The following is an 11256-nucleotide window of genomic DNA, read 5'->3' on the forward strand; positions in this document are numbered from 1 at the left end:
CGCGGATACCGGAACCGTGATCTATGAAAAAAACAGCCATGCGAAACTTCCCCCTGCCAGCATTACCAAAATCATGACGATGCTGTTGGTGATGGAAGCGGTGGAAACCGGGAAGGTCAAGCTTACGGATAAGGTCACGACCAGCGAATATGCGGCGTCCATGGGCGGTTCGCAAATCTTTCTCGAGCCGGGTGAAGAGATGACGGTCGACGAATTGCTGAAAGGCGTGGCGATGGCATCGGCCAACGACGCTTCCGTGGCGCTCGCGGAAAAAATCGGCGGATCGGAAGAAATGTTCGTCAACATGATGAATGAAAAGGCAAAGGAAATCGGGCTGAAAGACACCCACTTTGTAAATACGAACGGGCTTCCCGCAGACGGCCATTATTCCTCCGCCTACGATATTGCCCTGATGTCGCGCGAACTGCTCAAATACGAAAAAATTACCGATTATACGAAAGCGTATCAGGACTATTTGCGCAAAGACACGGAACGCCCATTCTGGCTGGTGAACACGAACAAGCTGGTGCGTTTTTACGCCGGCGCCGACGGTTTGAAAACAGGCTATACCAGCGAAGCGAAATTTTGCCTCGCGGCCACCGCCAAACGCGGCGATTTTCGCGTGATCGCGGTCGTGCTGGGCGAGCCGAACACGAAAACCCGCAATGCGGAAGTGACGCACATGCTGAATTTCGCTTTCTCCCAATATACAAGCCATCCGATCTTCCATACCGGCGATGAAATCGGCACGATCAGCGTGAAGAAAGGCGATATTAAGGAAATTCCGATCGTCGCGCGGCATCCTTACAGCATCTTGCTGAAAAAAGGCGAAAAGACGGACGATATCCGCTATGAACTGAAAATGCGCGAACAATTGCAGGCGCCGATCAAATTGGGGCAGCCCGTTGGCAATTTGCTTATTTTCAAAGGGGAAAAGATGATAAGCGAGTTTCCGATCGAGTCGCCAATGGAAGTGAAAAGGGCAAATTGGTGGACATTGTTTAAACGCACGATGGGAAGCCTTCTGTTTCTCCAATGAGGCAAATTGTCTCAATTTGCTGCGTTTCTTCTAGTTTTGTCGAGGGGCAGGATTTGCTTTTGCGCGTGTAGAATTGCTTGTGCAAGAGTGGGAAGGAGTGACGAAACATGAGTCTTCAAATCGATCTTATGCGCCATCGCAGCGTCTTGATCGTCAGGCTCAAAGGGGAATTGGATCACCACACCGCCGAATCCGTCAAAATCAAAATGGAGGAAGCGATGCGGACAGGGAACGTCCAAAGCGTCATATTAAGCTTGAAGGGTCTCGAGTTTATGGACAGTTCCGGCTTGGGCGTCATCCTGGGAAGATACAAACAGCTTGCATCCCGCGGCGGCAAAATGATCGTTTGCGAGATGAGCGATTCCGTCTATCGGCTGTTCGAACTTTCCGGATTGTTTAAAATATTGGCGATTGAACAGAACGAGTCTGCGGCTTTGTCCAGTTTGGGGGTCGTATCATGAGCCGGCCGAACCGGATGACTCTCACATTTTCCAGCGTTTCGGAAAACGAATCGTTCGCCCGCGTGGCGGTTGCGGCGTTCGTCTCGCAATTGGACCCGACACTGGAGGAACTGACGGATATCAAAACGGTTATCTCCGAAGCCGTCACCAATGCGATCATTCACGGTTATGACAGCAAGCCCGACGGAGAAGTGATAATCAGCGCGGAGATTAAAGACGACACCGTATGGATCACCGTTGAAGATCGGGGCAAAGGCATTGAAGATCTGGAATTGGCCAGGCAGCCGCTCTATACATCCAAGCCGGAACTGGAACGCTCGGGGATGGGCTTTACCATCATTGAAAACTTTATGGACGAGCTCGAAGTGGACTCCGAGCCGGGTAAAGGCACGATGCTTAGGATGACCAAGCGTATCAAATCCAGGAAAGCATTGTATAATTAGGGGATGAGTCATGGAAGCGGATTTGCGGCATTCCTCTCATGTGTATTTGGATGACGATGAAGTCAAGCGGCTGATCGCCGACAGCCAGCGAGGCAACGTGAAGGCGCGGGACAAACTGGTGAACAGCAACATCCGGTTGGTCTGGTCTGTCGTCCAACGCTTCATCAACCGGGGGTATGAGCCGGACGATTTGTTCCAGATCGGCTGCATCGGCCTCTTGAAATCCATCGACAAATTCGACTTGTCGTACGATGTGAAATTTTCCACCTATGCCGTGCCGATGATCATCGGGGAGATTCAGCGCTTTTTGCGGGATGACGGTACGCTGAAAGTGAGCCGTTCGCTGAAAGAAGTGGCGAACAAAGTGCGCAAAATGAAAGACGAACTGTCCAAAAAATTGGGCAGACAGCCGACCATCAAAGAAGTGGCGGAGGCGATGAGCGTATCGCCCGAAGATATCGTCTTTGCCCAGGAAGCGAACAAGCCGCCGACATCGATCCACGAAACCGTCTTTGAGAACGATGGCGATCCGATTACGCTGATGGACCAGATAGCCGATGATTCACAGGAAAAATGGTTTGACAAGCTGGCGCTCAACGAGGCGATCGAAACGCTGAACGAGCGGGAAAAGCTGATTGTCTATCTGCGCTATTACCGCGACCAGACGCAATCGGAAGTGGCTAACAGGCTGGGCATTTCGCAAGTGCAAGTTTCCAGGCTGGAAAAGAAAATATTGCAATCCATTAAAGACCAGATCGCGCAATGAATGATCCGGTCTTTCCTTTTTGCATACTAAGTTAAAATAAGCCGGGAAATGAAGGTGCGTAAACGATGGCGGACGGATGCGCCCCCACGCTCTATATTCGCTTGCGCAAACGGCTTACGGGAGAACACGGCAAACCGATTACGCTGGGGCAAGCGGCGCAGATCCTCGTTGAACCCGAATATGAAACACCGTTAAAAAACATCGTACTGAAGACGCCGCAAAAACGGGACGGCAGCTTCGTGTTGATCGACATCATGACGGTTGTCGCCGCGATTCGCCGCCGGTTTCCGCTGCTGGTCATCGAAGTGATCGGGGAACCGCAATTGCTGATCGAAATCAAATCCCCGGATGTTCGCGGCGCTTCCCTGATCAAAGTGGCGCTGGTCGGGGCGTTGTTGTTTTTCGGGGCGGGATTGGCCATTATGAATTTCCACGCCGATGTCAGCATGGCCGAAGTGCAGGAAAAGCTCGTGCACATGTTAACCGGGAAAAAAATCGCCCGCCCGCTCTTGTTGCAAATTCCGTATTCGCTGGGCATCGGGGCGGGAATGATTTTGTTTTTCAATCATGTGTTCAAAAAGAAATTCAATGAAGAGCCAAGTCCGTTGGAAGTTGAAATGTTTTTATACCAGGAAAATTTGCGGGCGTACGCGATTGCGGAAGAATTCCAAAAACTGCCCAAAGACGGCAAGCCGCCGACATGATGGACTGGCTCACGCATTTGATCCTGGCGATACTTGGATTAGCGTGGGGCTTGGCTGTCGGCAGCGGTCTTGTCGCCTTTATCACGGTTTTGGATATCATCCCGCGGCTGATGCAAATTACCAAAACGGCAACGTCGGTTCGCGTTTACGAATATGCCTTCATTTTGGGGGCTTGTTTTTGGGCGGCCGCCGATCTGTTTTCGGTGCGTTTGCATTTGTCCGTTCTGAGCATCGCCGTGGCCGGCGCGCTTTGCGGCGTGTTCGTTGGCATGTTGGCCGCGGCGCTCACCGAAGTGCTGAATGTGCTGCCGATCCTGGCGCGCAGGCTGCGAGTTGAAGAGCGGCTTATCTGGCTGTTGTTGGCGATGGTTTGCGGCAAAGTGCTCGGCTCGCTGTTCGAATGGTTGTTTATGAACGAGTTTTGAATGAATGCCTAATTTTATTTTTGTAGGCGCGCCCGGACTTCGGTTGCCGCTTGCACCATGATGTTCAGCGCGGCTACCGTTTCCGTTTTGCCGCGCGTTTTCAAGCCGCAATCGGGATTAATCCAGAGCTTGTGAGACGGCAAAACGCTGAGCGCGCGCTCGATCATGTGAACCATTTCTTCCTTGTCGGGCACCCGCGGGCTGTGAATATCGTAAACGCCCAGGCCGATGCCCTTGTCGTACGTGTTGGCGGCAAACGAGGAGATCAACTCGCCGTGGCTGCGGGAAGTTTCAATGGAAATGACATCGGCGTCCAGGCTGCTGATCGCCTCGATAATGTCGTGAAACTCGCCGTAGCACATATGCGTATGGATCTGCGTCGTCTCTTTGACGGAGGATGTCGTAACACGGAAAGCCTCGCCCGCCCAGGCCAAATATTGGTCCCAGTCGGCCCGTTTTAAAGGCAGCCCTTCGCGCAGCGCAGGCTCATCCACCTGGATCATCTCGATACCGGCATCCTCCAGCGCTTTTATTTCGTTGCGCAGCGCCAGGGCAATTTGCCAGGCGACTTCTTTGCGCGGGAGATCATCGCGCACGAACGACCAGTTTAAGATGGTTACCGGGCCGGTCAGCATCCCTTTCACGGGTTTTGCGGTCAGTTGTTGGGCATAGGCGGATTCGGCCACGGTCATCGGCGCGGCGAATTTAACATCGCCATAAATGATTGGCGGTTTTACGCAACGGGAGCCGTAGGACTGCACCCAACCGTTTTGCGTAAAGGCAAATCCGGCCAATTTCTCGCCGAAATATTCCACCATATCCGTTCGTTCAAACTCGCCATGCACCAACACGTCCAGGCCGATTTCTTCCTGAAGCGCAATCCATTCCTTGATTTGCTCCCGAATAAACTGGTCATATTGTTCTTTCGACCATTCGCCTTTGCGCCACAAATTTCTTGCTTTGCGCACTTCGGGCGTTTGCGGGAAACTGCCGATCGTTGTGGTCGGCAAGAGCGGCAGCGACCATTTTTGCCGCTGCAGTTTTTGTCTTACTTCGTAAGGCGTGCCGCGGTGATTCGGCACATTACGCGCTTTCGGCGCATCTTTGGCCAATTGATTGCGGGCGGGAGAATGCGCCAGTTTGTTAAGCGCCTCCGCGCTTGCCCGCAAGGATGCCGCGACCGTATCGGCGCCGTTGCGGATTGCGGCAGCCAATACTTGCAATTCATCGAGCTTTTCCTCGGCGAAGGATAGCGCGTTACGCAATCCGCCGTCCATGTTTGCTTCTTTTCGCAGGCTGATCGGCACATGCAGCAAGCTGCAGGAAGGCTGGATGATTTGTCTTTTGAACGGGACAATCGCGGCGATCGCCTGAAGCAACTGCAGTTTGGCGGATAAATTGGCCCGCCAGATGTTGCGCCCGTCGATGATGCCGACGCCCAACACTTTGTCATGGGGAAACCCGTGCCTTTGCAGATTTTCAAGGTTGGCCTTTCCCCCGTGGACAAAATCGAGACCGATGCCCGCAACCGGAAGTTTGCTTACTTCCTCATAGCGTTCCACCGCATCAAAATATGTCTGCAGCATGATCGACAAGCCGGGGGCGGTATTGGCCAAATATTCATATGCGTGTGTGAGAAGTTTCATCTCGCCATCCGACAACGTCGCGACCAATAGCGGCTCGTCCAGTTGCACCCAACGCGCGCCCGCTTGCTGCAATTCCGCCAACATTTGCCCGTACAAAGGCAAAAATCGTTCCACGATCGCCGCATAATTTGCCGGGTCATATCCTTTGGATAATTTCACAAACGTGCACGGTCCGATCAATACCGGCTTGCCGTCGATGCCCAGTTCCCGTTTTGCCTCAAGGTAAAGTTCAAGCGGGCGGTTTTCCGCTAGGGCGGGAACAAACGCGCCGATTTCCGGAACGATGTAATGGTAGTTGGTGTTAAACCATTTTGTCATTTCACAGGCCGGGGCGGCGCTATTGCCGCGCGCCATCGCGAAATACGTGGCAAGGGAAACTTTGCCTCCGGCATATCCGTATCTTTCCGGCACTTGCCCGAACATGGCGGCCAAGTCCAGCATGTGATCATAAAAAGTAAAGTCGCCTACGGGAATCAGCTCCACGCCTTTTTCCTTTTGCCGCCGCAAGGCGCCAAGCCTTATTTCGGTCATCTCCCGAATAAAGGTGTCTTCGGAAATTTGTCCGGCCCAAAACGCTTCCAGTGTTTTTTTCCACTCCCGATTTTCGCCGATTCGGGGAAACCCGAGACTGCTTACCGTCAATTCGTTCAAAGCGACTCCTCCTCATGATCGATTATTCGATCTTGTTACTAGAAATTTTTCTAAAGATAGCACCTGCCGCCGGCAAACGATTTGATCTCAGTCAAATCTCGGGTCTGAAAACTATGCTAATTTGGACACTAACGTTCAGGCGCCCCCGCGGCAGGCGGAAAGAAATCCGGCTTTCTCGCAAATTCAAACCGAGAGGAGGGCAGGCATTTTTCCATTTGCGGCAATCGCACCGTCGATACCGAATTATTGTTTTATACCAATTTCCCAAACCGATGTTCGGGGTAACAGAGGAGTGTTTTCGTTGAAGAAATGGTTGATGATAACAGCTGTGTTGGCGCTGGTATTTGCCGGCGCATGCAGCAATGGCGGCAATGCAAAGAACGAATCGGGCGAGATAAGCGTAAGCGGCGGCAAAGCCATTTCCGGCAAGTTCGGGGTAGTATCCTACTTGTCCGGCCCCGGGGCCGGTTATGGCGAAGCCATCACCAACGGATTCAAACTGGCGCAAAAAGAAATCAATGCCAAGGGTGAAGTTCATATCGATTTGCAAATTGAAGATTCCGCGGGCAAGCAGGATCAAGCTCTGTCCGCCGCGCAAAAACTGATGAGCGATGATCGCATCGTCGGACTCCTCGGGCCGACTTTGAGCACCGAGATGCAAGTTGTCGGGCCGGAAGCGGATGCCAACGGCATTCCGATCATGGGCACTTCCACAACGGCGGAAGGGATACCGCAGATCGGCGATTACGTTTTCCGCGATTCGCTGTCCGAAGCGCAGGCCATTCCGGCGGCGCTGAAAGCCGCCGTCGCCCGGTTCAAGGCGAAAAAGATCGCCATTCTGTACGGAAATGACGATTTGTTTACGAAATCCGGCTTCGACACGATGAAAAAGGCGGCGGAGGAACAGGGACTGGACATTCTCACCATCGAAACGTTCCAAAAAGGCCAGGCCGATTACAATGCGCAATTGACCAAAATAAAAGGGCTGTCTCCCGACCTGATTCTTTGTTCCGCGTTATACAACGAAGGCGCCGTCATTATGCAGCAAGCGCGAAAAATGGGAATTACGGTTCCATTCGTCGGCGGAAACGGGTTCAACTCGCCCGAAGTGATCAAGATTGCCGGCGATGCGGCCAACGGTTTGATTGTCGCCACCCCTTGGTTTGGCGGCAGCGATGACGCGAAAGTGCAAGCGTTCAGCAAAAATTATGAAGCGGAATACGGCAAGAAACCCGACCAGTTTGCCGCACAAGCTTATGACGGATTGTACATTATGGCCGATGCGCTGAAGCGCGCGGGCAAAGCGGATCGCGACGCGCTGCGGGACGCTCTGGCGGCAACCAGGGACTTTAAAGGGGTATTGGGCACGTTCTCGTTCGATCAGGATGGAGATATCATGATGAACCCGGTCGTATTGACGATCGATCACGGACAGTTCGTACAATTTCAATAAAGGGTGAACCGCTTTGTTGTTGGAGCAATTGCTGAACGGATTGACGCTGGGCGGCATTTATGCCATTGTGGCGCTCGGGTTTACACTGGTATTCGGCGTACTGGACATCATTAATATGGCGCACGGCGAGATTTTCATGTTTGGCGCGTTTATCGGAGTTGTCAGCACGGATGCGTGGCATTTGCCAATCTGGGCCGCGTTTGTTGCGGCAATGATCGTGACGGCTTTGTTGGGATACTTTTTGGAGATATTCGCCCTTAGGCCTTTGCGTAAAAAAAAGGGCGTCTCCCACCTGGCTTCGTTAATCAGCACCATCGCCGTGTCGATCATGCTGGAAAATTTGACGCACCAAATGTTCGGCTCCGGAAACAGGCCGTTTCGCAACAGCTTCGCCGCGGCGCATGTGCAAGTTGGACCGATCACCATCTATGTCGTCCAATTGGTCATTTTCGCCATTTCGGTACTGTTGATGGCGTCACTTGCGTATTGGCTGGCGCGAACGAAAGCCGGCAAAGCTTTGCGGGCGACGGCGGAAAACAGGGAGATCGCCGGGTTGTTGGGGATTCACACCAGGCGGATGATTACCATGACGGTTGTCATTGCTTCGGCAATGGGAGGCGTGGCCGGCGTTTTGGTCGGCATGGCCTTTAACTCCGTTAATCCGGAAATGGGCTTGTCCATGGGCCTCAAGGGATTGGCCATTATTATCTTAGGCGGAATGGGAAGCGTGCGGGGAGCGATGGCCGGCGGGCTGATTTTGGGGCTTTCGGAAACCTTTGTCGTTGTGTACGGCCATTCCGGTTATAAAGATGCAATCGCGTTTATCGCAATTATTATGATTTTGCTAATGCGGCCGCAAGGATTATTCGGAAGCAATGTTTCGGAGACAAGAAGGTGAGAGAGTGCTGAATGCGGTATTAAATCCGTACCATTTGCAAGTTGCTTCGTTCATTATGATCAATATCATGTTGGGTCTCGGCATGTATATCACCTTGTCTTCCGGCCAACTTTCGCTGGGGAACGCCGGTTTTATGGGCGTCGGCGCATATGCGTCGGCACTGCTCACCATTCATATGCATGCGCCGATTGTGGTGGGGATTTTGTTTGGTACCATGATCGCCGGCATACTGGGCGTTTTGGTCGGATTCCCCGCTTTAAGGCTGAAAGGCGTTTATCTCGCGATCGCCACGCTCGGTCTCGGTGAAGTCATTCGCGTGTTGTTCGTGAATTGGGAGGCGGTCACGCATGGGGCTGTCGGTCTTTCCGGCATCCCCCATTTGGGCCGGGAAACGGCCCGGATGATTCGGGATGCGGGCTTTAACCCGGCTCATATCGGCTTAAAAACAAATCAATTTGCCTATTTATTGGTGTTTTGTATCCTGCTTTTGCTCGTGCTTGGCCTCTTATGGTTTTTCGTTCGGCAAACTCATTCGCGGGTAGGCAGAGCGTTCGCCGCAATCAGGCTGGATGAACGGGCGGCTGAATCGATGGGCATCAACATCACCTATTACAAAGTGCTCTCGTTTGCCCAAGGGGCGTTACTGTCCGGTTTGGCCGGGGCCTTGTATGCCCACGTCATGGGATACATCAGCCCGGAGGATTTTTCTTACCATCGCGCGGTGGAAATATTAATCTATGCCGTATTTGGCGGCAGCGAGCTAATTTGGGGCTCCGTGTTCGGCGCGGCGTTTTTAACCCTGCTTCCGGAAGCGCTGCGTTTTATCAGCGAATGGCGTTACTTTATTTACGGCCTTATTTTGCTTGTTTTGATGGCGGTGCGGCCGCAAGGGCTGCTGGATGGGAATATGCTTCGTTATCTAAAACGGTTGTGGGAGAGGTGCACATGATACTGCAGGTTGAAAACATTGGCAAACGCTTCGGCGGCATAAGCGCGTTGCAAGGGGTCTCCTTCGCCATTCGCGAAGGAGAGATTTACGGTCTGATCGGCCCCAACGGAGCGGGCAAAACGACGATGTTCAACCTGATAACGGCGATGTTTGCCCCGACCAGCGGGCAAATCCGCTTTATGGGTGAGCGAATTAGCGGCTTGAAAACGCACCGGATTACGAAAAAAGGGATTTGCCGCACATTCCAGAATATCCGGCTGTTTGCCCGCTTGTCCGTAATGGACAACGTCATGGTGGGTTCCCACTGCCGCGGCCGTTCCGGTGTTTTCAGCGGTGTTTTGCGTACGAAGGCGGAACGGGCGGAGGAGCGGAACATAAGGGAGCGGGCGGAACAACTGCTCCAATTGGTCGGACTGTATCCCGAGCGGGACGTGACCGCGGAAAATTTATCCTATGGAAAGCAGCGCCGGTTGGAAATTGCGCGGGCGCTCGCCAGCGAGCCGAAACTTTTGCTTCTGGATGAGCCAGCCGCCGGAATGAATGAGAAGGAAACACAGGACTTGGCCATGTTGATCAGGCAAATTCGCGCGCAAAACATCACGGTCTTGCTGATCGAGCATGATATGCCGCTGGTCATGAAGCTGTGCGACCGGATTGCCGTGCTGAATTTCGGGCAAAAGATAGCCGAGGGCACGCCGCAAGAAGTTCGCGGCAATCAGGATGTGATTGCCGCTTATTTGGGCACGGATGAAGGTGGGGAAATTGCTTGAGATTCGCCAGGTGCATACGTTTTACGGAAAAATAGAAGCTTTGAAAGGCGTGGATGTGACGGTTGAGCGGGGGAAAATCGTTGCGCTCTTGGGAGGAAACGGCGCCGGCAAAACGACGTTGATGAAAACCATTGTCGGCGTGTTATCGCCGCGCTCGGGATCCATCACCTTTCAGGGGCGCAACGTGGTGGGAAGGCGGCCGGATGAGCTGTTGCGGCTGGGGATTGCGCTTGTCCCGGAAGGCCGCGGCATTTTATCCGGCATGACGGTCTGGGAAAATTTGCAAATGGGCGCTTACCTGCGAACCGACGCGGCGGTGGATCAGGATATTGCCGCTGTAATGGAGCGTTTCCCCGTTTTGCGTGAACGCAAACGGCAATTGGGCGGCACGTTGTCCGGCGGGCAGCAGCAAATTCTCGCCATTGCGCGGGCTTTATTGGCGCGGCCGAAGCTTTTGCTGCTCGATGAACCGTCCATGGGTTTGGCGCCGCTAATCGTGCGGGATATCCTGCGCATTGTGCAAGAGATCCGCGAAAACGGGACGACGGTGCTTCTGGTAGAGCAAAACGCCAAACAGGCGCTGAAGATCGCCGATTACGGGTATGTGTTGGAAACCGGGAAGATTGTGATGTGCGGACCGGCGGAGCAACTGTTACATGATCGGAAAATTACGGAAGCGTATTTGGGAAGTACGTAACGAAAAAATATTTTTTGAGCGTGCAGGCAAAGAGGATGTATAATAGAAATTACTGCAAATTTGAATTTGGCGAGGTTCAGATTAGATGACGTCACTTTCCCCGCAGCCTTCGGTCGGCAGAGCCCACGGCAAGCTGATTCTGATAGGCGAACATTCCGTAGTTTACGGCAAACCGGCCATAGCGTTGCCTTTTCCGCTTGTTGCGGCGGAGTCCGTAATTCTAACCGCGCCGGGTGCGCTCATGATCGATTGCGAGTATTACCGGGGCGCGTTGCCCGCTGCGCCGGATACATTGCAAGGCTTGGCGGCATGTGTCAAGGAGACGCTCAAGCTGTTGGGAAAACCGGAGTACGG

13 protein-coding genes are annotated in these 11256 nt (G+C 53.2%); 12 read left to right on the forward strand and 1 reads right to left on the reverse strand.

Going from position 1 to position 11256, the window contains the following annotated elements:
• From VF260_12445 to VF260_12470, 6 genes are all read left to right on the forward strand, one after another.
• Nucleotides 1–1039: D-alanyl-D-alanine carboxypeptidase family protein (locus tag VF260_12445; GenBank protein HEX7057988.1), on the forward strand; the 1039-nt coding region annotated here is incomplete at its 5' end.
• A gap of 107 nt (nucleotides 1040–1146) precedes the next feature.
• Nucleotides 1147–1500, forward strand: a complete 354-nt coding sequence (gene spoIIAA, locus VF260_12450) for an anti-sigma F factor antagonist (GenBank protein ID HEX7057989.1) — start codon at nucleotides 1147–1149, stop codon at nucleotides 1498–1500.
• Nucleotides 1497–1943, forward strand: a complete 447-nt coding sequence (spoIIAB, locus tag VF260_12455) for an anti-sigma F factor (GenBank protein ID HEX7057990.1) — start codon at nucleotides 1497–1499, stop codon at nucleotides 1941–1943. The genes spoIIAA and spoIIAB overlap by 4 nt, the downstream gene beginning before the upstream one ends.
• 10 nt (nucleotides 1944–1953) lie before the next feature.
• Entirely contained in the window at nucleotides 1954–2709 is a 756-nt protein-coding gene (gene sigF / locus VF260_12460) for an RNA polymerase sporulation sigma factor SigF (GenBank protein HEX7057991.1), read from the forward strand.
• 65 nt (nucleotides 2710–2774) lie between these two features.
• A complete protein-coding gene (locus VF260_12465; GenBank protein HEX7057992.1) occupies nucleotides 2775–3413 on the forward strand; it encodes a stage V sporulation protein AA in 639 nt (212 codons plus the stop codon).
• On the forward strand, nucleotides 3410–3838 hold the full coding sequence (locus tag VF260_12470) for a stage V sporulation protein AB (protein ID HEX7057993.1): 429 nt from the start codon (nucleotides 3410–3412) through the stop codon (nucleotides 3836–3838). Before VF260_12465 ends, VF260_12470 begins: the two co-directional genes overlap by 4 nt.
• Nucleotides 3839–3852: 14 nt before the next feature.
• On the opposite strand, the gene metE is transcribed toward VF260_12470, so the two are convergent.
• On the reverse strand, nucleotides 3853–6135 hold the full coding sequence (gene metE, locus VF260_12475; GenBank protein ID HEX7057994.1) for a 5-methyltetrahydropteroyltriglutamate--homocysteine S-methyltransferase: 2283 nt from the start codon (nucleotides 6133–6135) through the stop codon (nucleotides 3853–3855).
• A 301-nt stretch (nucleotides 6136–6436) separates the two neighbouring features.
• On the opposite strand from metE, the gene VF260_12480 reads away from it, so the two are divergent.
• From VF260_12480 to VF260_12505, 6 genes are all read left to right on the forward strand, one after another.
• Nucleotides 6437–7588 (forward strand): ABC transporter substrate-binding protein, encoded by a 1152-nt coding sequence (locus VF260_12480; protein ID HEX7057995.1) that lies wholly within the window; start codon nucleotides 6437–6439, stop codon nucleotides 7586–7588.
• 13 nt (nucleotides 7589–7601) lie between these two features.
• The gene (locus VF260_12485) at nucleotides 7602–8486 is read left to right on the forward strand and encodes a branched-chain amino acid ABC transporter permease (protein ID HEX7057996.1); all 885 of its coding nucleotides are present in this window, start codon (nucleotides 7602–7604) and stop codon (nucleotides 8484–8486) included.
• Between the two features lie 4 nt (nucleotides 8487–8490).
• Nucleotides 8491–9435 carry a branched-chain amino acid ABC transporter permease gene (locus VF260_12490; protein ID HEX7057997.1) on the forward strand — a complete coding sequence of 315 codons (945 nt, stop codon included), beginning with the start codon at nucleotides 8491–8493 and terminating at the stop codon, nucleotides 9433–9435.
• On the forward strand, nucleotides 9432–10205 hold the full coding sequence (locus VF260_12495; protein ID HEX7057998.1) for an ABC transporter ATP-binding protein: 774 nt from the start codon (nucleotides 9432–9434) through the stop codon (nucleotides 10203–10205). The genes VF260_12490 and VF260_12495 overlap by 4 nt, the downstream gene beginning before the upstream one ends.
• Nucleotides 10198–10902: an ABC transporter ATP-binding protein gene (locus tag VF260_12500; protein ID HEX7057999.1), complete on the forward strand. Its 705-nt coding sequence runs from the start codon at nucleotides 10198–10200 to the stop codon at nucleotides 10900–10902. Before VF260_12495 ends, VF260_12500 begins: the two co-directional genes overlap by 8 nt.
• An 85-nt stretch (nucleotides 10903–10987) precedes the next feature.
• Nucleotides 10988–11256 (forward strand): mevalonate kinase (locus VF260_12505; protein ID HEX7058000.1); only part of this gene is annotated, 269 nt, incomplete at its 3' end.

This window comes from Bacilli bacterium (assembly GCA_036381315.1).
In the GTDB taxonomy this organism is placed as follows: domain Bacteria; phylum Bacillota; class Bacilli; order Paenibacillales; family KCTC-25726; genus DASVDB01.

Bases quoted from the DNA above. Each gene is read 5' to 3' on its own strand.
- VF260_12470 (HEX7057993.1), top strand. From the start codon at position 3,410: ATGATGGACTGGCTCACGCATTTGATCCTGGCGATACTTGGATTAGCG.
- sigF (HEX7057991.1), top strand. From the start codon at position 1,954: ATGGAAGCGGATTTGCGGCATTCCTCTCATGTGTATTTGGATGACGAT.
- spoIIAA (HEX7057989.1), top strand. From the start codon at position 1,147: ATGAGTCTTCAAATCGATCTTATGCGCCATCGCAGCGTCTTGATCGTC.
- VF260_12495 (HEX7057998.1), top strand. From the start codon at position 9,432: ATGATACTGCAGGTTGAAAACATTGGCAAACGCTTCGGCGGCATAAGC.
- VF260_12465 (HEX7057992.1), top strand. From the start codon at position 2,775: ATGGCGGACGGATGCGCCCCCACGCTCTATATTCGCTTGCGCAAACGG.
- spoIIAB (HEX7057990.1), top strand. From the start codon at position 1,497: ATGAGCCGGCCGAACCGGATGACTCTCACATTTTCCAGCGTTTCGGAA.